At 34.7% G+C, this 24290-nt stretch carries 24 protein-coding genes and 1 other annotated feature; of the genes, 21 read left to right on the top strand and 3 right to left on the bottom strand.

The genetic code is table 11. The features are described 5' to 3' along the window. Nucleotides 1-3: 3 nt before the first annotated feature. The 9 genes from EZV73_RS26360 to EZV73_RS26320 all read left to right on the top strand — a co-directional run bounded on the left by EZV73_RS26360 (nucleotide 4) and on the right by EZV73_RS26320 (nucleotide 8385). Entirely contained in the window at nucleotides 4-2454 is a 2451-nt protein-coding gene (locus tag EZV73_RS26360; protein ID WP_240843517.1) for an HD domain-containing phosphohydrolase, read from the top strand. A gap of 12 nt (nucleotides 2455-2466) precedes the next feature. Beyond that, nucleotides 2467-4152 (top strand): DNA polymerase III subunit gamma/tau, encoded by a 1686-nt coding sequence (gene dnaX, locus EZV73_RS26355; protein WP_240843516.1) that lies wholly within the window; start codon nucleotides 2467-2469, stop codon nucleotides 4150-4152. 41 nt (nucleotides 4153-4193) lie between these two features. Continuing rightward, the gene (locus EZV73_RS26350; RefSeq protein WP_240843514.1) at nucleotides 4194-4532 is read left to right on the top strand and encodes a YbaB/EbfC family nucleoid-associated protein; all 339 of its coding nucleotides are present in this window, start codon (nucleotides 4194-4196) and stop codon (nucleotides 4530-4532) included. A 9-nt stretch (nucleotides 4533-4541) separates the two neighbouring features. Continuing rightward, a complete protein-coding gene (recR, locus tag EZV73_RS26345) occupies nucleotides 4542-5138 on the top strand; it encodes a recombination mediator RecR (RefSeq protein WP_240843512.1) in 597 nt (198 codons plus the stop codon). 90 nt (nucleotides 5139-5228) lie between these two features. Next, nucleotides 5229-5972: an EFR1 family ferrodoxin gene (locus tag EZV73_RS26340; protein WP_240843510.1), complete on the top strand. Its 744-nt coding sequence runs from the start codon at nucleotides 5229-5231 to the stop codon at nucleotides 5970-5972. A gap of 127 nt (nucleotides 5973-6099) precedes the next feature. Continuing rightward, complete coding sequence (locus EZV73_RS26335) at nucleotides 6100-6558, top strand: MarR family winged helix-turn-helix transcriptional regulator (protein WP_240843508.1); 459 nt, start codon at nucleotides 6100-6102, stop codon at nucleotides 6556-6558. Continuing rightward, complete coding sequence (locus EZV73_RS26330; protein WP_240843506.1) at nucleotides 6558-7070, top strand: GNAT family N-acetyltransferase; 513 nt, start codon at nucleotides 6558-6560, stop codon at nucleotides 7068-7070. The genes EZV73_RS26335 and EZV73_RS26330 overlap by 1 nt, the downstream gene beginning before the upstream one ends. Beyond that, the gene (locus EZV73_RS26325) at nucleotides 7051-7416 is read left to right on the top strand and encodes a cupin domain-containing protein (RefSeq protein ID WP_240843504.1); all 366 of its coding nucleotides are present in this window, start codon (nucleotides 7051-7053) and stop codon (nucleotides 7414-7416) included. The genes EZV73_RS26330 and EZV73_RS26325 overlap by 20 nt, the downstream gene beginning before the upstream one ends. Nucleotides 7417-7497: 81 nt before the next feature. After that, nucleotides 7498-8385: an HD domain-containing protein gene (locus EZV73_RS26320; protein WP_240843502.1), complete on the top strand. Its 888-nt coding sequence runs from the start codon at nucleotides 7498-7500 to the stop codon at nucleotides 8383-8385. 36 nt (nucleotides 8386-8421) lie between these two features. On the opposite strand, the gene EZV73_RS26315 is transcribed toward EZV73_RS26320, so the two are convergent. Next, nucleotides 8422-8925, bottom strand: a complete 504-nt coding sequence (locus tag EZV73_RS26315; protein WP_240843499.1) for a hypothetical protein — start codon at nucleotides 8923-8925, stop codon at nucleotides 8422-8424. Between the two features lie 217 nt (nucleotides 8926-9142). Here EZV73_RS26315 and EZV73_RS26310 point away from each other — a divergent pair, with 217 nt between their 5' ends. Then, complete coding sequence (locus EZV73_RS26310; RefSeq protein WP_240843497.1) at nucleotides 9143-10108, top strand: BtrH N-terminal domain-containing protein; 966 nt, start codon at nucleotides 9143-9145, stop codon at nucleotides 10106-10108. A gap of 14 nt (nucleotides 10109-10122) precedes the next feature. Here EZV73_RS26310 and EZV73_RS26305 read toward each other — a convergent pair whose 3' ends face one another. Then, nucleotides 10123-10692, bottom strand: coding sequence for an NUDIX hydrolase (locus EZV73_RS26305; RefSeq protein WP_240843496.1), 570 nt, complete (start codon nucleotides 10690-10692; stop codon nucleotides 10123-10125). 90 nt (nucleotides 10693-10782) lie between these two features. Continuing rightward, nucleotides 10783-11015, top strand: a binding site (T-box leader). A 37-nt stretch (nucleotides 11016-11052) separates the two neighbouring features. On the opposite strand from EZV73_RS26305, the gene metG reads away from it, so the two are divergent. The 5 genes from metG to rsmA all read left to right on the top strand — a co-directional run bounded on the left by metG (nucleotide 11053) and on the right by rsmA (nucleotide 16299). Beyond that, nucleotides 11053-12993: a methionine--tRNA ligase gene (metG, locus tag EZV73_RS26300; RefSeq protein ID WP_240843495.1), complete on the top strand. Its 1941-nt coding sequence runs from the start codon at nucleotides 11053-11055 to the stop codon at nucleotides 12991-12993. 8 nt (nucleotides 12994-13001) lie between these two features. Then, complete coding sequence (locus tag EZV73_RS26295; RefSeq protein ID WP_240843493.1) at nucleotides 13002-13769, top strand: TatD family hydrolase; 768 nt, start codon at nucleotides 13002-13004, stop codon at nucleotides 13767-13769. Between the two features lie 67 nt (nucleotides 13770-13836). Continuing rightward, complete coding sequence (locus EZV73_RS26290; RefSeq protein WP_240843491.1) at nucleotides 13837-14901, top strand: 3D domain-containing protein; 1065 nt, start codon at nucleotides 13837-13839, stop codon at nucleotides 14899-14901. Beyond that, nucleotides 14870-15436, top strand: coding sequence for a ribonuclease M5 (rnmV, locus tag EZV73_RS26285; protein WP_240843489.1), 567 nt, complete (start codon nucleotides 14870-14872; stop codon nucleotides 15434-15436). The genes EZV73_RS26290 and rnmV overlap by 32 nt, the downstream gene beginning before the upstream one ends. Continuing rightward, entirely contained in the window at nucleotides 15436-16299 is an 864-nt protein-coding gene (rsmA, locus tag EZV73_RS26280) for a 16S rRNA (adenine(1518)-N(6)/adenine(1519)-N(6))-dimethyltransferase RsmA (protein WP_240843533.1), read from the top strand. The genes rnmV and rsmA overlap by 1 nt, the downstream gene beginning before the upstream one ends. 33 nt (nucleotides 16300-16332) lie before the next feature. On the opposite strand, the gene recU is transcribed toward rsmA, so the two are convergent. Further along, nucleotides 16333-16872 carry a Holliday junction resolvase RecU gene (gene recU / locus EZV73_RS26275; RefSeq protein WP_240843488.1) on the bottom strand — a complete coding sequence of 180 codons (540 nt, stop codon included), beginning with the start codon at nucleotides 16870-16872 and terminating at the stop codon, nucleotides 16333-16335. Between the two features lie 346 nt (nucleotides 16873-17218). On the opposite strand from recU, the gene EZV73_RS26270 reads away from it, so the two are divergent. From EZV73_RS26270 to rplI, 6 genes are all read left to right on the top strand, one after another. Beyond that, nucleotides 17219-17359 carry a hypothetical protein gene (locus EZV73_RS26270; RefSeq protein ID WP_240843487.1) on the top strand — a complete coding sequence of 47 codons (141 nt, stop codon included), beginning with the start codon at nucleotides 17219-17221 and terminating at the stop codon, nucleotides 17357-17359. 172 nt (nucleotides 17360-17531) lie between these two features. Next, complete coding sequence (locus EZV73_RS26265; protein ID WP_240843486.1) at nucleotides 17532-20012, top strand: DsrE/DsrF/DrsH-like family protein; 2481 nt, start codon at nucleotides 17532-17534, stop codon at nucleotides 20010-20012. Nucleotides 20013-20088: 76 nt separating this feature from the next. Continuing rightward, nucleotides 20089-20358 (top strand): metal-sensitive transcriptional regulator, encoded by a 270-nt coding sequence (locus tag EZV73_RS26260; protein WP_240843485.1) that lies wholly within the window; start codon nucleotides 20089-20091, stop codon nucleotides 20356-20358. Nucleotides 20359-20492: 134 nt separating this feature from the next. Continuing rightward, on the top strand, nucleotides 20493-21458 hold the full coding sequence (locus EZV73_RS26255; RefSeq protein ID WP_240843483.1) for a DUF2232 domain-containing protein: 966 nt from the start codon (nucleotides 20493-20495) through the stop codon (nucleotides 21456-21458). 9 nt (nucleotides 21459-21467) lie between these two features. Then, on the top strand, nucleotides 21468-23462 hold the full coding sequence (locus EZV73_RS26250) for a DHH family phosphoesterase (protein WP_240843481.1): 1995 nt from the start codon (nucleotides 21468-21470) through the stop codon (nucleotides 23460-23462). Nucleotide 23463: 1 nt separating this feature from the next. Beyond that, nucleotides 23464-23910, top strand: coding sequence for a 50S ribosomal protein L9 (gene rplI, locus EZV73_RS26245; protein ID WP_240843479.1), 447 nt, complete (start codon nucleotides 23464-23466; stop codon nucleotides 23908-23910). Nucleotides 23911-24290 lie beyond the last annotated feature (380 nt).

Here is a 24290-nt window from a genome sequence, read left to right as displayed (position 1 = left end):
ATTATGAAGAAAAGCTTCAGAGTTAGATTAAAGAAAGTATTATATTTCGGAACAATCATACCTATGGTATGTTTTGTTTTGATGTTTATGTACAAGTATCTTAATATCAACATTGAAGCGGAAAAGACCATTTTTGATCAAAAATATGAGTCGATAGAGAATCAAATACATCAGTTATACACAAAAAAAGATCAACTTTTAAAGACAAGCTTGCCATTTATTCATGACAAGGCCTTGTTTAACAGTCATGCAAAAAGAGAAAAGTATTTAAAAGAGTTGGTTAAAAAATCTTATGCATCTTATTACTACTATTCAGATGATAATATCACTTTATCAAACTATTATGGTGGTAACATACTTCAAGATAAAGATATGTTTGTTGAAGATGATGTTGTGTTTTTATCTAGACAAAATGATGTCAGGTTAATACTAGGCTTTAACAAAAGCATCTTTGAGGACTCAATTGGTCAGCTCTTAACAGGTGATTATAAGGTAGCCTTATGGTATAAAGATGAACCAATAATAGATGATATCAAAAAAAATATTGCTATAGGGCCTATGCAGTTCAGCAACAGAGAAAAATATATGGCGAAAAAGCAAATCATTCAAGGAAGTGACTTGACCCTGGCCTTATACAGAGATATTTCCGGGGAAATAAACTCATTTACAAGAACTGCCCTCATAGTATTTGTTGTATTTATATGCTATATACTCTTGATGACCCAGGTAATCTTTTTTTCAACAAAAGCCTTATTAAAGCCTTTAAACAAGTTGATTGATACAGTATCACTTACAGCTAAAGAACATGACTTTAATCGTGAAATTGAGGTACCGCGTGATGAGTACAGCGAGATTTATGATGCTTTTAACTCCATGTTGCTTTCAGTTAATGAAAATATTGAATCGCTCAAGTTTCAGTCTGAAAAGATCACAGAATCAAACTTGATTGTTCAGGATATGAATGAACAATTGTATGATTCCTTAGGCCAACTTGAAGAATCCATTAAGCAGCTTGAACTTTATGAAAATCAAAGTAAAACTTTGGTAGACCACATTCAGGACTTGATGTGGGTGATTGATTCAAAGGGACGCATTATTTATATCAATAATGTTGTGTCTGATAAATTGGGTTATGATGTTGATGCCTTGATTGGCGTTAAGTTAGAAAATATACTTTTTCCTGAGTATAAAAATGAGCTGGCTTATCAAGAAATCTTTTATGATGACTGTCATGAAATAGATTTAAAGTTTATTACGAAGTTTCATGAACATGAAGAAATATTTTTATGTTCGACAAAGCGTATCTTTAAACATGACAAACTCGTTAGAATACAAGGTGTATGTCGAGAAATTACTGAAGAACGTTATCTAGAAGTTCAAATGGATCAAAAAAATCTAATTTCTAAAACTTTAAATGAGATTAGTGAAATTTTGACACGTCCAGAAAAATTAGAATTTTTATTAAAACATATTGTTGTTCGTATAGAGAGACTCTTAGACCCTCTGATTTGTACCATTAGAATGGTAGATGATAAGGGACGGTTAGAACTCAAGGCAGGTATTGGAGAATATTATGGACTTGTTCAAGAACGTTTTTTAGATATTGACAGGGATATTTCAGGTCGTGCCATTAAAGAGAGTAAAATCATTATTGTATCTGAAAAGAATGAATCTGATTATGAAAACTATGAAGAAGTTTATTCAATAGTCGAGAAATCTAAGGAGATGGTATTTCTACCATTAGAATATGATGGTACTACCATTGGTGTTATGTCTATTGGTTTAAGGGACAATCTTTCAGAGGCAGATTTAAAGATTTTAAAGGTCTTCACAAATCAGGCTTCAGCAGCTATTGAAAAAGCAAGAATGTATGAACATATTGAGATGAATTATCTTAATATCATCAAAGCACTGGCTTCAACCGTTGAAGCCAAAGACGCATATACTGAGAATCATTCTGTAAGGGTATCTCAATATGCAAGAATGATTGCTGAAAGCATGGATCTACCGGAAAATGAAGTGGCCAATATAGATATAGCCGGCTTGCTCCATGACATCGGAAAAATAGGTATATCAGATTTGATTTTAACAAAATCAGGTCGTTTAACAGAAGATGAGTTTTCACAAGTCAAGAAACACCCTTTAAATGGTGGCAGAATCGTTTCAGAGATGCAGCTGCATCCTGATATAGTAGAAGGTGTACTCTTACACCATAAACGTTATGATTTAAAAGGTTATCCTGATATAGATATTGATTCGTTGCCGTTATCTGCTAGAATAATAGGTGTTGCAGATGCTTTTGATGCAATGACGAGTAACCGATCATATCAAGAAGAAAAAACATTTAGACAAGCACTTCAGGAGTTAAAAGACTGTAGTGGCACACAATTTTGTCCTGAAGTTGTATCTGTTATGGACAATGTAGTTAGAAAATTAGAATCAATGGTATCTTAAAGAGGAGATCAAATGGATTATAAAGCATTATATAGAAAATTTAGACCCAAAGTATTTGAAGCGGTAATTGGTCAAGGTCATGTTACCGAGACTTTAAAGAATCAGATTGTTACAGACAATATTGGTCATGCCTATTTATTCAGTGGCATTAGAGGTACAGGTAAAACATCGACGGCCAAAATATTTGCTAGAGCATTAAATTGTACCAATTCTAATGATGGCAACCCATGTAATGAATGTGAAAATTGTTTATCTGCATTATCTGACAATGCAATAGATATTATTGAAATAGATGCTGCATCAAACAACGGTGTAGATGATATTAGAGACTTAAGAGAAAAGACAAAGTATCCTCCATCAAAGATGAAGTATAAAGTTTACATCATCGATGAGGTTCACATGTTATCTATAGGTGCTTTTAATGCACTTCTAAAAACGCTTGAGGAACCGCCATCATATGTTGTCTTTATATTTGCAACAACAGAAATTCACAAGATACCAGCGACAATCATTTCTAGATGTCAAAAGTATGAACTTAAAAGAATTAAGCAAAATGATATTTCTGATTTGATGAAGGGGATCTGTGAAGAGAGTGGCTATACTTATGATGATGTAGCATTAGATCAAATTGCAAGACTGGCTGATGGTGCAGCAAGAGACTCTTTAAGTATTTTAGAGCAGTGTTTTGCAGCAAATGCTGAAAAGCATATCTCTTTGGATGTCTTAACGGATGTACTTGGTCTTGTTACTGATGATACCATATTCGCTATTGTAGAAGCCATTCATCATCAAGATGGAAAAGACCTTTTAACACATTTAAATGATGTTGTTATTGGGGGTAAGGATTTAAAGCGTTTTACCAATCAACTGATTGACTATATGAGATCTTTGATGCTTGCTAAAATTTCTTCAGACTTATCCAATATGATCAATGCATCAGACGATGCCATAGAAAGAATCAAAGAGCAGTCAGCTTATGTATCTCTAGACCTTTTACTGAGAAGTATCAATATCCTTACGCAAGTTGAAGTGGATTCCAAATGGTCATCTAATGCTAGAGTTATCTTAGAGATTGGTTTGATTAAAATGATACAACCGGATCTAGAAACTTCTATTGAAGCACTGACTCAACGTGTAGACCAATTAGAGAGAAGACCTGCACCTAGAATGGTCAGTCAGCCTGCGCAAGCACCTGTCAAACAAGCACCTGTTCAGCAGATTGTACAAGAGCCAGTAGAGCAAGCACCAAAAGCAGTTCAACAAGAACAAGCTCCACAGCCTGTTCCACAAATGGAGACACCAGTAGATCAAGTACCAGATACACCATATGAGGATGCAGCTTCAATCAGTCACGATGATTCGGAAGATTTGTGGGAAGATGTATTGGCATTTGTAAAGAATGAACGTGTTTCAACTCAAGTACTACTTTCAGATGGTCATTTTGAGGGCATTATAGATAACGCAGTAACAATTTCTTATGGCGAGGGTTATGGTTTTCATTTAATTGCTGTTGAGAAGCCAGAAAACAAGGAACTGGTTGAAAGAGCCATTTATCAAATCTATGGTCAGAAGTTAAGAGTTAAGTATATTACTAAGAATCAAGAGGAAGAAAATTCACAAGAAAGTCTAGAAACTGACGAAGAAAAATTATATAATTTTTTAGGGGAACATAAAAATAAATTAGAGTTCGAAGACTAAAAGTGATAAAATAATATAAAAGTATAGAAATGGAGTTTATTATGGCTAAAGGAAGAAGACAACAAATGCCTGGTAATATGGGCAACATGATGAAGCAAGTTCAACAAATGCAAAGAAACATGGAAAAGAAGCAAGCAGAAATTGCTGAGATGGAATTTGAAGCAACTGCAGGTGGTGGTGCTATTAAGGTAACTGCTAATGGTAATAAAGAAATCGTTGCAATTGAACTGAAAGAAGAAATTGTAGATCCTGATGATATTGAAATGTTACAAGACTTAATTATTGTAGCTGTAAATGAAGCTATCCAATCTGCTGAAAAAGCAATGAGCGACGCTATGGGCGCTATGACAGGCGGAATGAAGATGCCTGGTTTATTCTAAGAGGTATCTATGAATTTTATTGCACCAGTCTCAAAGTTGATAGATGAGTTCTCAAAACTGCCTGGGATTGGTAGAAAAACAGCTCAAAGACTTGCATTTCATGTATTGAGTATTCGAGAGGACCAAGCATTTAGTTTGGCAAATGCAATAGTTGATGCAAAACGTAAAACAAGATTCTGTTCAATATGCTTCAATATTACAGATGTAGATCCATGTGTATTTTGTAGCAATGAAAAGAGGGATCAATCAACCATTTGCGTGGTAGAAAGTTCTAAGGATGTCATTGCAATTGAAAAGACTCGTGAGTATAAGGGTTTATATCATGTACTTCATGGTGCTATATCTCCCATGGATGGCATAGGACCGGATGATATCAAGCTCAAAGAGCTTTTACAAAGACTTTCAAATACAGAAATAAAGGAAATTATAGTTGCTACAAATCCTACTATTGAGGGAGAGGCAACTGCTATGTATATTTCTAGAATTGTATCACCACTTGGCATTACAGTTTCAAGAATAGCACATGGTATACCAATCGGTGGTGACTTAGAGTATGCTGATGAAGTAACACTGAGTAAATCTCTTGAAGGTAGAAGAAAATTATAAGAAATACACCCAAGCACATAGAAGTTTGGGTGTTTTTTGTAAAATTGATTATTGCATCAAGAGATGGCTAAAATCTGACTGGGAGGAAGTATGATTCACATAAGCTACTTTAGTGCAACGGGTAATACAAAATATCTAGCAAAACATCTTGGCAAACTGCTGAACTTAGAAGATGACCAGATAGCCTTATTTGGAAATGAAATCCCTAGTTCGTGCAGTCATTTGATTCTTATGTTTCCCATTAATGGCTTTAATCCGCCAAGACCGGTGAAAAAACATTTTAACCAAATAACAAAAGGGATTAATAAACTGAGTTTAATAGCAGTTGGCTGTAACAATGCATTTGTAAATGATGCGGTAACTTTACCATTAAAGAAATCTTTTTCTGGTGAGCTATGTGTAGATAGAGTACTTGCCATGCCGCTGACTTTTATAACCCCCTTTCCAGATGAAGTAGGGAAAAAAAGTGTTGAAGAATCTCTTAATAAACTCAAGCAGATTAAAGAAGAAATTTTGGAGGAAAAATATACTAAGAAGAAGGTAAGTATAAAGTCTAAAATTATTCATACACTTGGTAAACTTGAATCACCTGCAGCAAGATTGTTTGGTTTAGAATTACATGCAAGTGACAAATGCTCAAGCTGTGGTATCTGTTGGTCAACATGTCCTTTTGGCAACATAAAAAACAATAAGGGCAAGCCTAAATTTGGATTTAAGTGTGGCTTATGCATGAAGTGCATTTATACTTGTCCTGAAAAAGCCATAAGTCCTTATGTATCGAAGTTTATTCCTATTAAGGATGGTTATGATATAAATAGATATTTGAAAAAATAACTTTGTTTAGATACAGAGCCCTTATTGATCGATGTGAATCGATCTTTTTTTGTAGTTGAAAGTTCAACTACAATGTTGTATGATGATTATAATTGAAACTTCAACTAGTTATATTAAGGAGAGAACGATGAAATTAGACCATACAATTCTCAGGGAAGTAGGTAACTTATCAAGAGCGATAAAGACATTTAATGATGTCAAGTTTAGTCATTTAGATTTACACAAGAATCAATATATTTTTTTAACAAGAATATGTGAAAACACTGGCATATCTCCAAAAGCATTATCTATCATGTTAAGAGTTGATAAAACAACGACAACCAAAGCTGTCCAGAAGTTAATTGCTAATGACTATATCAGAAAAGAAAAGGATTCAAGTGATGCAAGAGGCATATGTTTGTATCCAACAGAAAAAGCTTTGGAAGTTTATAAAGAAATAATAAGTGAAGAAAATAAGGTCTTAGACTTCTGTTTTGAAGGATTTAGTGAAGAAGAAATAAAATTAGCGCATGAGCTGATAAAAAGAATGAATGACAACTATGAGGACCACTGGTATCAGGCTAAAAACTATAAGGGGAGTTTATAATGATAAGACTGGCAAAAAAAGGTGATATCCAAGAGATTATGGCCATCGTGGAAGTCATTATTGATGAAATGATGGAAGTTGAAAACTATCAATGGGATCAAACCTATCCTAGAAAAGAAGATTTTCTTAGGGATATAGAAAATGAGACCTTATATGTTTACGAAAGTGGTCATATTGGAGGATTTATATGCATAGATTTTTCTAGACCAAATGAATATAAAGACCTTAAATGGTCTTCTAATGATAAAGCGCCTGTTATCCATAGAATGGCTGTTTCTAGTAAGTTTAGAGGTCAGGGAGTTGCAGTAGATTTAATGAAACATGCAGAAAATCTGTGTAAGGACATGGGCTTAGCTTATATTCATACTGATACTTATTCAAGCAATAAGGCAATGAATAATCTACTGATAAAGATGGGCTATCGGCTTGTAGGTTCTATTAATATGATGGGCAAACCTCTTCTCTTTAACTGTTATGAAAGGAAAGTGGATTATGAGAAATCAAGTAATTAATAGCTTGGACAAAGTTAATCAAATAACAAAAGCCTGGACACCAAAGATTATTGAGCAGTTAAATGATTACCACATAAAAGTTGCCATATTTGATGGGGATTTTATCTGGCATAAACACGATGATACCGATGAGCTGTTTATGGTCTTAGAAGGTAATATGACCATTCATTTCAGAGACAAGCATGTGACCTTAAATCCTGGTGATCTCTATGTTGTGCCAAAAGGTGTGGAACATAAACCTTCTACTGAAAAAGCCTGTAAAGTGCTTTTAATTGAGCCAGCTGGCACTCTTAATACAGGTGATGCAGACAGTGACTTACAAGCTTCAAACAAAGACTGGATCTAAATTTTAAACAGAGCAATATCGGAATAGCAGATACTTTTTTCAGATGATACTATAAGAAATAACTTGGCCAAGGAGAAAGAGATGAAACAGGTAATTATAGATACTATAAAGTATATAGATGAGCATATTGAAGAAAGCTTAAAACTGGATGATATTGCTGATGAAATGGGCTATTCCAAATTCCATTTTTCTAGGATATTTAAGAAATATATGAATCAGACGGTTAATGAGTATGTAATGGAAAAAAGATTGAGATTAGCTGCTAAAGATATAATGTCCGGTCAAAGGATCCTAGATGTAGCTGTTAAATATCACTACTCAACACATACAGGATTTAGTAAGGCTTTTAAGAAATGCTTTTCTTATAATCCTAGCATGTTGTCTTCTATTAAGCTTTTAGAAAGCATGCTCCTTCAAGAAGGGAGAACAACAATGACTAAAAAAGAGCTGTATGATGAACTGGCAGAATATTTTAGGACTTCTACTAATGAATGTGTAGAAAAGGAGTTTGAAGATGTATATAAGTTTGCAGATGCTTCATTAAGTACAATGAAAAGATACTCGGGTGAAGAGTATGTCACTCATCCTCTTAATGTAGGACTCATCCTTACAAAAATGGGGGTATCAACAAATACCATTTTCCTTGGTATACTACATGATTGTATGAACCATAGTGAGTTGGAAAAACATTTTGGAAAGATAATGTTAAAAAAGGTAAAAAGGATTCAGGAATTATCCAATTTTAATCTTCTATTAGAAGAGGTAGATTTTGAAAAAGAAGAAGACCTTCTTTTAGTTAAACTTGCAGACAGACTTCATAATATGCAAACAATAAGATTTATAGATGAAAAAAGATGGCAGGTAAAGGCAAAAGAAACATTAGATGTTTTCTCACCATTAGCAGTAAAAATTGGACAAACAGATCTAAAGATTCAATTGGATAAATTATCGTTAGACTTATTTCAATAAACAAAGCACCTCATATTTAAAATATGTAGGTGCTATTTAAATGAGTTTTTCCGCAATCACAATCATGATGGCTACTGGTACTTCAGATCCTTTTATACTATATAACTGTGGTCCAGCAAACTTAGAAAGCCCTTTTGAATCATACGAATAGATTTTATTTGCAGCAAATCGTGATATAGATCCACTTGATACCGTGTATAGTTTTTTTCCTGCAAAAGCAGATAAACAGTTATTTTCCCATTTGTAGATATGACTGCCAGCATACTTTTTAATGTGACTACCGTCAAATTCAATTAAGCGTTTGCCGCTGTATTCAGAGAGGAATCTGCCATTCCAAACATATTGGGTTGCTCCTGAAAAAGAAGAAATATAGGTTCTTTCATCTTGTTTTGAATTCGGATTTGAAAATCCCTTTTGATTAGACTCAGTTGCCTGGTAATAGTCGTCTTTTGATCTGAGTGGCGCCCTCATATTTTCATATTCTTTATAAATAGATTGGGTTTGTTTGTAGTTCGAAATAAGTTTTTTTATTAATTTCATGATATCATCCTTTCTTATGAGTATAGCCTATTCTTATGTATAATGAAAAGACTGTATAAGTTAACTTTTTTGAAATAAGTTATGGATAAGTGTAGTAAAATGTGTATAAGTTTTTAAACGACCTATTTTATCAACAAGTCATTGACTCTCCCCTAAGTGTAGCTATTAAAATTAAGTTATAGATAAATGGGTATAGAGTTTATAAGGAGGAGAGAACATGATTAATTTTAAAGGTGAACACTGCGAAACAACAACGATTGGTGTTTTAATGACTCATATAGGCTTTGATTTTTCTGAAGCCATGCTTTTTGGTCTAGGTCAAGGTTTAAACTATGGTATCTTACCTTGGGGTAGTGATGGTATGCCCTTTTTAGGTGGTAGGACCAGGCAATTTGAAATTACAGAAAGATTATGTGAAAACTTAGGTTTGAAATTAAGTGTAAACAGAACTGCTTCAGTAAAAAAGGCTTGGCAAATAGTTAAATCATATTTAGATGATGATAGACCTGTTGGTTTGCAATTGGATTGTTACCATCTGGAGTATTTTACTTCTAAGATACATTTTGCAGGTCATTTCGCAGCTATTATAGGATATGATGATAAAGATGCTTATCTAATAGACACACAACAGCAAGGCGGCAGAAAAAAAACTTCATTGGAATCTCTATCACTAGCAAGAAGTGAAAAAGGACCTATGTTTGGTAAGAATCTGAGTTTTGTCATCGATCGAACAGAGAATGAAGTTGATTTAAGAGAGGCCATCATAAAGGCGCTTGTTGCAAATGCAGAAAGCTTTCTGAATCCACCTATTTCTAATTTTGGATACAAAGGTCTATTAAGGACAGCAAAAGATCTAAAAAAATGGTATAAAGCATCTGATGATATAGAAAAGGATTTTTCATTTGCTGCAACCATGATGGAAAGAGGTGGCACTGGTGGTGCTATGTTTAGAAATCTATATAGAGATTTTCTTAAAGAAGCTAGCCATCTAACTGGTAGTCAAGTTATTGAAGATGTCTATGAAATTTATGTGGAGTCAGCACTGATGTGGCATCAAGTATCGGATACATTCATGAAAATCAGTCAGACAAAGGATGAAAAATTATTAGTTGAAGCCAGTCAGCTTTTTAAAGACATAGAAGCGCTTGAAAGCAAGGCAATGAATATGCTACTGACGCTATAGTAAATGCAACTGAATTAACAGTTGCATCTTTTTTTGAGCTTATTATTTAATTTTGAATAGATTCGTTCTTTAAACCAAGGCTCTGAGGATGCTTCTATAGCTTCATTTAAATCAAACCACTGAACACCAGAGTTTTCATCTGGTTGGATAGAAAGTTCATCTTCCTCATCAGCTTGTAGTAAATAGGTAACATTTAGGTGCAAATGAGAAGGCACGTATTTGCCTCTTCTTTCATGCCCGTCTACAGTCAGGGTTTCTAAAGAAAAGATATCTTCTGTAATTGGGTGTACCCTTTTAAGTCCACTTTCTTCCTTTACTTCTTTTATAGCTACATTTAATAGGTCTGTGTCGCCATCCGCATGACCACCTAACCAAGACCACGAATCATAAATATTATGATAGACCATAAGAACTTTGCTGCAGTCATGGTTAACGACCCATGCAGAAGCAGTCATATGTGCAGTTTGATTGTCTCTAACAAAAATATCTTTGGATCTATTTAAGTGGTCCAGTATGATTTTTTTATCCAGAATTTCTTGTTCTATATCACTTTTATAGTTTTCAATATCTTTTATTAATTGCATAGTGCCCTCCATATCTCTTTATTATAGTAACACATTAAAATTAGAAAAGTTTGATTCTCATATAAATCTGTGATATACTTTTTTCAAATTATAGATGCTATGAATGGAAGAGATACATGAAATCTTGCTTAGAGAGCTGATGTTTTGGTGAAAATCAGAGAAGAGAGTATTGTTGAAAATGGTCCAGGAGCATTGAAGAGGAAAGACTTCAACGGTTGATACACGTTATAGTATCGTGAGATTTCACAATGAGGTAGTTGACGGATCTATAACAAGTTAACTATGAATTAGGGTGGTAACACGAACGAGCCTTCGTCCCTTGGATGGAGGCTCTTTTTATATTTTTGTAAGGAGGATTTTATGGAAAAGTATTATATCACCACGGCTATCGCATACACATCTAGAATACCTCATATCGGTAATGTGTATGAAGCTATTTTAACAGACTCAATTGCTAGATATAAACGTGCTGAAGGTTATGACGTTTATTTCTTAACAGGTACAGACGAACATGGTCAAAAGATACAAGACCAGGCAATTGAAGAGGGTATTACACCTCAAGAGCACGTTGACCATATTGCGGGAGAAATCAGAAAGATTTGGGACTTCATGAATGTATCATATGATCAGTTCATCAGAACAACAGATGAAGATCATAAGAAAGTTGTTCAAAAAATCTTTAAGAAATTATACGATCAAGGTGACATTTACAAGGGTGCTTATGAAGGTGCTTACTGTAAGCCTTGTGAGTCTTTCTGGACCGAAACTCAATTAAATGATGGTAAGTGTCCTGATTGTGGTGGCGCTGTTGAACAAGCAAAAGAAGAAGCTTACTTCTTAAAGTTGTCTAACTATGCAGATAGACTTGTTGAACACTACAACACACATCCTGAATTTATATCACCTGAGTCTAGAAAAAATGAGATGATCAACAACTTCATTAAGCCGGGTCTACAAGACTTATGTGTATCGAGAACATCATTTGACTGGGGTATACCAGTAGAGTTTGATCCAGGTCATGTAACTTATGTATGGATCGATGCCTTGTCAAACTATATTTCTGCGATTGGCTATGATGTAGATGGTAATCATGGCGAAAAGTACAACAATTACTGGCCTGCTGATGTTCATGTAATCGGTAAGGATATCGTAAGATTCCATACAATTTACTGGCCAATTATCCTTATGGCTTTAGACGTAGAACTACCTAAGAAAGTTTTAGGTCATCCTTGGTTATTAACAGGTACAGATAAAATGAGTAAATCTAAAGGTAATGTGGTTTATGCTCACGACTTAGTAGAGTACTTTGGCTTAGATGCTGTTAGATACTATGTACTAAGAGAAATGCCTTATGCTCAAGACGGTTCTTTCACATATGAAAACATGATTTCTAGAGTGAATACTGACTTAGCCAATGTTCTTGGTAACTTGGTTAACAGAACTGTTGCTATGGTTAACAAGTACAATGATGGTGTGATTCAAGCACCTGGTGTAGTATTAACTGAAGAAGAAAAGGCATTTGATGAGGACTTAATCAACTTGGCAAAAGTAACAGTTGAAACTGTGACTGCTAAGATGAACGAATACAAGGTTGCTGATGCTTTAGAAGCATTATGGACACTTTTAAGAAGATCAAACAAGTATATTGATGAAACTTGTCCATGGATATTAGCTAAAGAAGAAGATAAGAAAGACCGTTTAGGCACTGTGCTTTACAACTTACTTGAGTCTATTAGAATTTCATCAGTATTATTAGAGTCTTTCATTCCTGATACAGCTAAAAAGATTCAAGAGCAAATCAATGCTGTTAATGTATCATTTGAATCTGCTAAGTCATTTGACGGTACAGTGGTGGGTTCTAAAGTAGGTGTAGGCGAGCCTTTATTTGCAAGAATTGATGAAGCTAAGAAATTAGAAGAAATTGCAGCAGACATCGAAAAGAAATATCCAAAAGAAGAGAAAATCGAGTATCCTGAAATTAAGCCAGAGATTACTTTTGATGATTTCTCTAAAATAGATTTTAGAGTAGCTGAGATAATCAGTGTGGCTAAACACAAAAAAGCTGACAGACTTTTAGTTTTACAATTAAAAGTTGGTGATGATACGCGTCAAGTTGTATCAGGTATTGCTGAATACTTTGATCCTCAAGAATTAGTAGGAGAAAAGGTAATTTTAGTAGCTAACTTAAAACCTGTAAAATTACGTGGTGAAAAATCAGAAGGTATGATTTTAGCTGCAGAATCAGGTAAGGACTTAAAGCTTGTTACTGCTGATATGCCTGCTGGATCGACAGTAAGCTAGGGGGCAATATGTTATTTGATTCTCATGCACATTTAGATTCACATAAGTTTGATGGCGACAGAGAAGCCGTCATCAAACGCATTATGGAATCAGAAGTGTCTTTGGTTTTAAATCCTGGTGCAGATTATGAGTCATCCATAAATGCAGTAGAGCTTTCTGATAAGTATGATTTCATTTATGCAGCAGTTGGTGTTCATCCACATGAAGCTAAGACTTTAGATGATATGATGTTAGGTCTTATCAAGGCCATGGCAAGAAAGAAAAAAGTGAAGGCCATTGGTGAAATTGGATTAGATTATCATTATGACTTTTCACCAAGAGATGTTCAGAAATATTGGTTTAGAAAGCAGCTTCAGCTGGCTAAAGAGTTAAAGCTGCCTGTTATCATTCATGACAGAGAAGCCAATCAAGATGTTATGGATATCTTAAAGGAAGAAAATCAGTTTGAGACAGGTGTTTTGATGCATTGTTACTCAGGTTCTGCAGAACTTGCCAGACAGTATATCAAGTTAGGTGCTTATCTTTCAATAGCTGGTCCAGTGACTTTCAAGAACGCTAGAAAACTAGTGGAGGTTGTAGAAAGTGTACCTTTGGACCGCTTGATGATTGAAACGGATTCACCTTATTTAACGCCACATCCTTATAGAGGCAAGAGAAATGAGTCTACATATGTTAAATATGTATGTGAAAAAATTGCTGAAATCAAGGGTATTTCTTATGAAGAAGTGGCCCAAAAGACCATGGAAAATGCAAAAAAATACTTTAATATTGACTAAAACGAATGATACTGTTTGAACTTTTAGTTCAAACAGTATATTATTATAGTAGTTTTAGGAGTCGATTATGAAGAAATTTAAAATATCACTCTTCTATCCGATTGTAACAGGCTTATTCTTAATTTTAGCAGTAAGCCTTTTATTATTTAGAAATGCAAATATCAATTACGTCACGATAGAAGATGAAGACAAAACATATGAAATAAGCACCTTTAAGAAAACTGTATCAGATATCATAGATGATATGGAGATTTCTCTGGGTCCAGATGATTTAATCCATCCGTCTTTAGACACAGTGATTGATCATCAAGGCCAAATTGAAATTGCCAGAGCTTATGAACTGAATATCAGAGATGGTAATGAAGTGATGACTGTTCAAACGACGCATCATAATGTTAGAGCTATTCTTGAAGAAAACAATATCGAGATTTCTGACTTAGATGTGGTGGCACCATTTTTAGATGCAAAGATATATGAAGGTGCTCATATCAACATCACCAGAGTATGGGATGAGTATTTAGTAGAAGAAACGGATATACCCTATTATACAGAAATCAATCTAGTCAATAACCTAGAGCCTCATGAAATTGAGTTGGTTCAAAGAGGTGAATCAGGTTTAAAGGAAATCACTTATCAAATTCGTTATGAAAATGGTAAGATGATGTCTAGAAATTTTGTAAAAGAATCTATTGTTAAAGATCCTGTTAGTGAAGTTAAAAACAAGGGTTCTGAAGAGCTTTTTGTAACGAGTAGAGGACTACCCTTTAGATATTCTAAAGTGATTGTCTGTCAGGCAACAGCTTACGATCTATCTTATGCATCATGTGGTAAATATCCTGACCATCCTGCATATGGTATTACATATTCAGGTACTCAAGCAAGACCGGGTGTAATCGCAGTAGATCCTAAAGTTATTCCACTGGGTTCTAAGGTATACGTGGAGTCCATGGATAGAACGGCTGACTATGGCTTTGCATCAGCAGAGGATACTGGTAGTGCCATTAAGGGACAAAAGGTAGATTTATTTATCAACAACAACGCTGCTGCCATGCGTTATGGCAGAAGATATGTTAGGGTCTATATCATCGAGGATGAAATAGATGAAAGTTACATTAAGGGGTATGGTTATTAAAAAGATTAAAGAAATTATTGTCGTTGAAGGACGTGATGATGAGACAGCAGTAAAAAAAGCTGTAGATGCAGAAATTATTATCACACATGGTTTTGGCATATCTGCTAAGACATTTGAACGTATCAAGCAGGCTAAAGAACGTTGTGGTGTGATTGTATTAACGGATCCTGATCATGCAGGTGAACAGATAAGAAAAAGAATTGATCAAAAAATACCAGGTTGTAAACATGCATTTATTCCTAGAAACGAGGCAACCTACAAAGATGATATTGGTGTAGAGAATGCATCGCCTGAATCTATTATAGAAGCTTTAAATAAAGCACATGCAGTAACAACAGAAAAAGTAATTACATTCTCTCAAAGTGATCTTGTAAGAAATGATTTAATCATCTCTAATAATGCGTCAGAAAGACGAGATCAAGTTGGTAAGATTTTAGGCATAGGTTACGGCAATGCAAAGACATTTTTAAAGAGATTAAATGGCTATGGCATAACAAGAGAACAGTTTGAAGAAGCAGTTAGGAGTCTTAAATGATTGGTAAGTTAACATCACCAAGTACCATTAAATACATCATGGCGAAATATGATTTTAAATTCTCAAAAGGATTGGGTCAGAACTTTCTAATTAATGATATGGTTGTAAGTGATATTGTAGAAGGTGCTGAAATAAATGAAAATGATTGTATTCTAGAAATAGGCCCTGGTATCGGGGTTATGACATATGAAATGGCTTCACGAGCAGACAAGGTGACAGCAATTGAAATCGATAATTATTTATTACCGGTATTAGATGAAACTTTAGCTGACTTTGACAACATTACCATTGTTAACAATGATGTTTTGAAAGTAGATCTTAGAAAGTTGATAGATGAGCACTTTTCTGGTAAACCACCAAAGGTTGTTGCCAATCTTCCATATTACATCACAACACCGATTGTTATGAAGCTTTTAGAGGATGAACTACCGATTTCTGATATAGTGGTTATGGTCCAAAAGGAAGTTGCTGATCGTATGATGGCAAAGCCTAGAACAAAGGCTTATGGTGCCTTATCAGTAGCTGTTCAGTATTATTCTGAACCAGAAATTGTGACAGTGGTGCCACCGTCATCATTTATGCCTCAACCTAAAGTGGCATCATCTGTTATTCGTTTAAAGGTAAGACCAAGTGACTTAGAGTTATTAGATAAAAAAACATTCTTCAATACCATTAAAGATGCTTTTTCTAAGAGAAGAAAAACACTTTTAAATGCGCTGTCTTCAGGCATCATGAAAGTTTCAAAAGACGATTTGAAGATTGCCTTTGAAAAATCAGGTGTCGACGGTGGTAGACGTGGTGAAACACTTACTATTGATGAGTTTGCACTACTTGCAAATACAATTGTTGAAGTAACAAAATAATTAAAGGCAAGTTCCCTCTAGGGAATTTGCCTTTTATAATTTGTCTTCTTCTTTATATTTTACATATGTGTTTAAGACCTTAAGATAATTAAGGATACCATTGTAATTGTACTTAATTTCAAAATCTGGGTTGAGTTCAGATAGTGGAATGGACTTTCTGCCACCTTTATCAGCTTCATCATAGTATTTCTTCAGTACTTCATATGGGATGACATGATAAGAATCATTGATTTTAAAGTGAGCGATAATAAAGGCGATACCCCCATGGAATGTAACATCCTTCATATATTCTATCTGGTGGGCATGAATATTTTTAAATGGAAGCGAAGGCAAGTTGGTTTCCTTTGCATCAAAAACAACTGTAGACCCTTGTACAAATCCAATGAAATCGACCGTGGATTTTTTTTCGTAAAAAGCCTTATTAATCATGCCATCTTTGCCTTGTTCTATAATTTTTATAGGAATGGGTACCTTATCGATTCTGGCTAAATTTCTTTTTAGATAATAATCGTTTGTGAATACAATTAAATCTTCTAGGGCAGATCCTCTGACACCGCGACTTTTCCATGACATTATTCACAACCTCCTGTGGATAAAAAAAATGATATGTGATTATTATAACTTAAAGAACGTTGAAATTCTAGGCTTTATAGAGATAATTTTTATCCACAAAAATGTGCATAAAAATGTGTATAACTTTTTTGCTTGACAAATTATTCAGAATTCTTTATTATAAAGATACCCCCTACAGGAGGGGATGGAGGTAATAATGAAAATTAATGTAACTAAAGAAGCCTTAGAGCAATTAAGAAATCGATATAACTATGAAAGTAAAGCATTTAGAGTCATGATCAACGGTTTTGGCTGAGGTGGTCCAGTATTTGGTATTGTTCTGGATGAGCAATCAAGTGAAGATCATATGGAAGAAAAAGAAGGTGTGAAATTTGTAGTTAACACAGATATTATTGATCAATTTGGTAACTTCAACATAGACTATACAACTAACTTTTTCAGAAAAGGATTTGTTGTTTCGCCATCATATGGTGGCAGCAGCTGCTAATACACAAGAGATTGTGTATTTTTTTTGCGATTAAATCTTTAGAAAATGGGTTATAGGAATAATATTAGAAAATATTTTCACAAAGTTTTGTGAAATAATTGACGGATTAATAAGGATGATGTATGATATAGAAAAAGGACACCCCTAGAGGGAGGGGTATACGGAGGTAGTGATGAGTAAAAAAGTCGTTATAATTGGTGGTGTTGCAGGTGGTGCATCCACTGCAGCACGTTTAAGAAGAAATGATGAAACAATTGAAATCGTTATGCTTGAGAAAGGTAAATATATATCGTTTGCAAACTGTGGCCTGCCTTATCATATAGGTGGCAGCATTCAAGAAAGAGATAATTTGCTTTTACAAACACCTGAAGCATTTAATCAAAGATTTAACGTAGATGTAAGAGTTTTAAACGAAGTCTTATCAATCGATAAAGAAAATAAGTCCGTTGAGGTTAAGAACTTAGAATCAGGACAAGTTTATACTGAAAAGTATGACACACTAGTTTTATCGCCTGGCTCTACACCAATCCAACCTCCTATCAAGGGCATTGATTCAGACAACATTCATATTTTATGGAATATGGATCATATGGATCAAATCATTAACCATATTAAAACTAAAGACATTAAAAAAGCGGCAGTTATCGGTGGTGGTTTCATCGGTATAGAAATGGCAGAGAACTTACATGATTTAAAGTTAGATGTATCACTTGTTGAAATGGCCAACCAAGTAATGGCACCAGTAGATTTTGACATGGCACAAGGTATTCATGCTCATATGCGAGAAAAGAAGGTAAATCTAATTCTTTCTGATGGCGTTAATTACTTTGAAGACATCAATGGCCAAACTAAAATTGTCTTAAATAGTGGTAAAGAGCTTCTAGTAGATATGGTTATCTTATCTATCGGTGTTAAGGCACAATCTGGTCTTGCTAGGGCTGCAGAACTTAAGCTGAACGAAAGAGGCGGTATTGTTGTTGATAAGTACATGCTTACCAGTGATGAAAATATCTATGCCTTAGGTGATGCTGTAGAAATAGAACACTTTATGACAAAAGAACAGGCAATGATTCCTTTAGCAGGTCCTGCTAACAAGCAAGGTAGAATCGTAGCTGATAATATAGTTGGTAAAAAAGTAGCTTACAAGGGTACTCAAGGTACTTCAATTGCTAAAGTTTTTGATATCACAGTTGCCAATACAGGTCTTAATGAAAAGGATCTAATGAGAGCGGGTAAGAAGCTTCATAAAGACTATGAAACTTTAATTATTCATCCTAAGTCGAATGCAGGTTATTATCCAGGTGCATTCCCAATGACTTTCAAAACTGTATTTGATATGGACGGTAAGATTTTAGGTTCGCAAATCGTTGGTTACAAGGGTGTGGATAAGAGAATTGATGTCATGGCAACAGCTATTCGTTTTAATGGCACTATCTATGATCTAAAAGATTTAGAACTTGCCTATGCACCGCCATTCTCATCAGCAAAAGCACCAGAAAACATGGTTGGTTTTGCAGCAGAAAACCTTCTTACAGGCGTATGCCCAACTGTAAACTGGCATGAAGTTGAACCTTTACAGGAAAAGGGTGCTGTCTTATTGGATGTAAGAACTGCTGAAGAAGTAGAGCTTGGCGCTATCAAGGGTTCAATTAACATTGAAGTAGACGATCTTAGAAATCGTTTAAGTGACTTAGATAAAAATAAGAAATACATTATTTATTGTGCAGTAGGTATCAGAGGTTATATAGCTGTAAGAATTTTAAAAGAAAATGGTTTTACAGATGTTCATAACTTAACAGGTGGTTACTCAACTTATAACTGTGTTGTATGTAATGCAGACGATGATGAGCATTGTACAGGTGGTACTTGTTGTAACGATGTGTGTGACCCTGATGTTCAAAAGGAAATGACAAAGCCCAGGCAAATAGGCAATGAAATATCATTAAATGCGTGTGGTCTGGCATGTCCTGGTCCTATTCGAGAGGTCTATAAAAAAATGGATACAATGAGTCCTGGTGATGTTTTAAATGTAACAGCAACTGATCCAGGCTTTAGATCAGATATCGGTAAGTGGTCTGATAGAATGGGGCATAAGCTGCTAGACGATGGCTTTGATGGCAACAGCTTCTATGCAAAGATTCAGAAGGGTCAAGTGCAAGAAGAAGTTAAGCTACAAGGTTCTGGCAACAATAAATCAATGGTGGTCTTTTCAGATGATTTAGATAGGGCAATCGCTTCATTTATTATAGCAAATGGCGCTGCAGCAATGGGAAGAAAAGTAACCATGTTCTTTACTTTCTGGGGGTTAAATATTATAAAGAAGCCAGAAAAAGTATCTGCAAAAAAAGACTTTGTAAGTAAGATGTTCTCTACCATGCTTCCAAGAGGAAGTAAGAAGTTATCACTTTCTAAAATGAACATGGGTGGTATGGGTTCAAAGATGATTCGTGGATTAATGAAAAAATACAATGTAGATTCACTAGAAGATCTGATTCAGCAGGCTATTGATTCTGGTGTTAACATTGTTGCTTGCAACATGTCTATGGATCTAATGGGCGTTAAGGAAGAAGAATTAATTGATGGTGTCAACTTCGGTGGAGTTGCAACATACTTAGCTGAAGGTGAAGAATCTGACATTAACTTATTCATCTAGTAAGTGATTTTAAAGTTTTTATTTAAAGTTTGAAAACTTTATGATATATTGGGAAGGTACAGAAAGTAGGTATGTTATGGTATCAGAACCAAGAAAAAAGATAATTAATAGGTTAAGAACAATCAAGGGTCATATAGCTGGTATTGAAAAGATGGTGGAAGATGAAAAGCCATGTGATGAAATACTTGTTCAGATTGCAGCAATCAAGTCTTCAGTCAACAAAGTGGGCTTAGCTATTCTTGAGAACAATGCAGAATCTTGTATGCTGCATCCGGATGAAAACGGGAAAGTAGATCAAGAAGAAGTTAGAAAAGTGATGCAGTCATTCATTAACTTTACAAAATAAACTCATGAGTCTAGGTAATTTGCTTAGACTCTTTTTTTGTCTAATTCTTAAGCTTGTATAAGCTTTATTGTTAAACCAGTGAAAGAGTAGTAAAATAGACCAGAATACGGTATAATACTGTGGAAGAGGTGCATATGAACAATACAAAAAAAATCGTTACATCAGCTGTTATGGTTGCATTAGCAGTCGTACTTAGCTTGATCTTATATTTCTTGCCATTTTTTCAGTTCGCAATATTTATAGTAGGTATCCCTATTGTTGTGCTCGGTAAGGTTTCGGATATCAAAATGCAGTTGATGGCATCAGCTGTTGTCATCGGCATACTCATGCTGATAGATCCCACCTATGCTGCAACTGTTGCAACTTTAGTACTACCACTCGCCATTGTACAAGGCTACTGTTTCCATAAGAATCAAAGAAACAGTCAGAACATTCTTTACTCAAGTCTTGCCATGGTGTTTGGCTTTTTAGGTTTTTTATACAGCCTAAAGTTCTTCTTTGGCGTAGACTTTATTGAAGAAATAATTGTAATGACAGATCGTATGATAGCAGATGCTAAGGTGGTTTACTCTAGCTTAAATGTCTTCTCAGAAGAAGAGCTAATCATGTATTTCTCAATGATGGAAGAATCCATTGAAGTGATGAAGCTATTATTCCCATCTATTCTGATTACCTACTCACTTGTGAATACTGTGGTATCATTTGGGGTATCTAAGAAGATTATGAAGCGTATGTCTATTCCTTTTGAAAAGACCTACTTTAAAGATTTCAGAATAAGAGAAAATGCCCGTCTTATTATCATGGTTGTTTTAGGAATCATAACCTTGGTTTCTATTTTTGATAATGGCAGTATGATGTATTATGCGTCAAATTTCATGTCAATCTTTTATATTATTCTACATATCAATGGTATGGCCTTTGTATGGTACTTGTTTGAAAAGCAACCTAACAAAACAGCCTATAAAGTGGTATCAATAGTGGTGTATTTCATTTCACCAATACTTGGTCCTTTAAATATTATTAGATTTGGTTTAGGATTGGTTGGTTTTGCAGATATGTATGCAGATTTTAGAAAACGAATAGAAGATAGAGACAGCTAGGAGGTCACTATGAAGTCAGGTAGAAAAGTTAATAAACTGCTGGCGCCAAATACAAGAATATATTTAATGATACTGGCTATATTTGCACTTGTGATAGCATTATTTCATGTTTATCTGGGCATTATAGCTGCCATAGTATGGGTATTTTTAGTTTACTATAACTGGATTTCTAACCATGAAAGATCTAAAAAATGGGAAGATTACATTGAATCTTTATCAGGAGAAATTGATTCAGCGGCTAGATACGCCATTTTAAATCTACCATTTCCTTTAACCCTATTAAATCTTGATGGCAAGGTGACTTGGTACAATTCAAGTTTTACAGAGTTATTTCCTGATACAAGACTACTGGGTAAAGACATTCATGACTTGGTTTCATCATTTTCATTAGAGAAATTAACCAGTGAGGAAAATGGTTATTCTGACACCAAACTAGGTGAAAGATATTATAGAATATTCTACAACATCGTTGAAGTGAACAAGGAAAGCAAAGACGATCGTTTCATTGTCATGCTTTACTGGGTGGATATTACTGAATACACCAAACTTAAAGAATTATACAGTGATGAAAGATCCATTGTAGCCATCGTTCAGGTTGATAACTTAGAAGATGTGTTAAAATCTACAAAAGAAGAAAAAAGGATGTTTGTCCTTTCTGAAATTGATCGTAAAGTAAATTTATGGGCTTCTAGAATGAATGCCGTTATGAAAAAGTATCAAAAAGACCGGTACTTGATTGTATTTGAAAATAAGTTTTTAGAAAATCTAGAAGCAAAGAGATTTGCCATACTAGATGATATGAGAGAAATTGATCTAGGTAACAAAACACCTGTTACCCTATCTATTGGTGTAGGCTCACTGGGAAGAAACCTTTCGAAGTTAGAAGAGTATGCTTTTTCAGCCTTAGAACTTGCACTGAGTCGTGGTGGTGACCAGGCTGTTGTAAGAATGAAGGGCGATTTTAAATTCTATGGTGGTAAAACAAAGGCTGTAGAAAAGAGAAACCGTGTAAAGGCAAGAGTTATAGCTCATGGTTTAAGACCGCTTATTGATGATTCACCAAAAGTATTTATCATGGGGCATAAGTATCCTGATATGGACTGTTTTGGTGCAGCAATTGGTATGTACAGGGCCGTTGTTAACAGAGGTAAAGATGCCTATATCGTTCTTAATCAGGTTAATGATGCCATATTCTCTGTATTTGAGTTGTTTGCTGATAATGACGAATACAAGTTTATTGGTGATGAAGAAGCATTAGAAATGATCACAGACAAAGACCTATTGGTTGTTGTGGATACCCATAGACCTTCATTTACTGAATGTCCACCACTACTTGAAAAGACAGATCGTGTGGTTTTAATCGACCATCATAGGGTGGGGACAGAACAGATTGAAAAAGTGGTCTTAAGATACACAGAGCCTTACGCGTCTTCAACGTGTGAATTGGTTTCAGAAATACTTCAGTATATTGACAATAAGCAGAAAATTGATAAGATAGAAGCTGAGGCAATGCTTGCCGGTATTGCTGTTGACACCAAGAATTTTTCATTTAAAACTGGTGTAAGAACTTTTGATGCAGCATCTTTCTTAAGACGTTTAGGAGCAGATACAACACTTGTAAAGCAACTTTTCCAAGACGATATTGGCACCTTTGTTGCCAAGTCGAATATTGTATCTACAGCAAGCATGTATAAGGATTCCATTGCCATAGCTGTTTGTCCAAAAGACCTGTCTAATCCTCAGTTGGTTGCAGCTCAGGGAGCTGATGAACTGCTTAACATTAGAGGTATAAATGCATCCTTTGTTATCGGTCAAAAGGATGAAGATTTGATATTTATCAGTGGACGTTCTCTCGGAGATATTAATGTCCAGCTGATTATGGAGAAACTTGGCGGTGGTGGTCACTTAGAAGTGGCAGGTGCACAACTGACAGGTGTTACAATGAAAGAGGCTAGAGAAAAACTTGAAGCTGCTATAGATGAGTTTTTTGAAGAGGAGGAATAATATGAAGGTTATTTTATTAAAAGACATAAAAGGTACAGGTAAAAAGGGAGATATTATCAATGCAAGTGATGGACATGCAAGAAATTTCTTATTTCCAAGAAATCTTGCTAAGCCAGCAACAGATGGTAATGTAAGTGAATTATCTCACCAAAAGAAATCAGCAGATAAGAAAAAAGCTGAAGATCTAGCCGCTGCAAAAGAGCTAGCTGCGAAGATTGAAAAAGTGACATTAGTTTTCAAGACACAAGCTGGTGAAGGCGGTAGATTATTTGGTTCTATCACTTCAAAGGATATTGCTGCTAAGTTAAACAAGGAGCACGGTTTTAAAATTGATAAGAAAAAAATGGTTATGGATGGACCAATTAAGCTTCTTGGTGAAGAGTCAATTAAGATTAAAGTTTATCCTAAAGTAACTGCTAGCTTAAAAGTAAAAGTTGAAGCAGAATAATGAGATGAGTGTGCCTTTTAGGTATACTCTTTTTTATTGCTTAGGAGATTGTATTGATCTAAAATTTCTAAACATGATTGTATGCCGTGCAAATACTCATTATTATTGTGGTGGAAAGATATTACAAATGCTCTTATTGATATAAAATCAACTTTGAAAAGGCATACTATGTGTAATAAAACAATACCGAACAAATGTTTGCTTCTTTTGAGGTTATGATGTATAATCATAGTTAAGAGGAGGTAAATAATGGGAATAAAACGTGTTAAGAAAAAGAAGGCAAAGTCTTTAAAATTAGCATATTCTTTTCATGTAAATATTGATTCTGAGTTTGATGATACTATTTATGAAACTAGTATTCACATGGGCAAGTTTTATAA

Origin of the sequence: Acidaminobacter sp. JC074 (assembly GCF_022496765.1) — a bacterium.
GTDB lineage: Bacteria > Bacillota > Clostridia > Peptostreptococcales > Acidaminobacteraceae > JABXKX01.
Note: the sequence above shows the minus strand (reverse complement) of the source record. Positions and strands in the feature narration are given on the sequence as shown.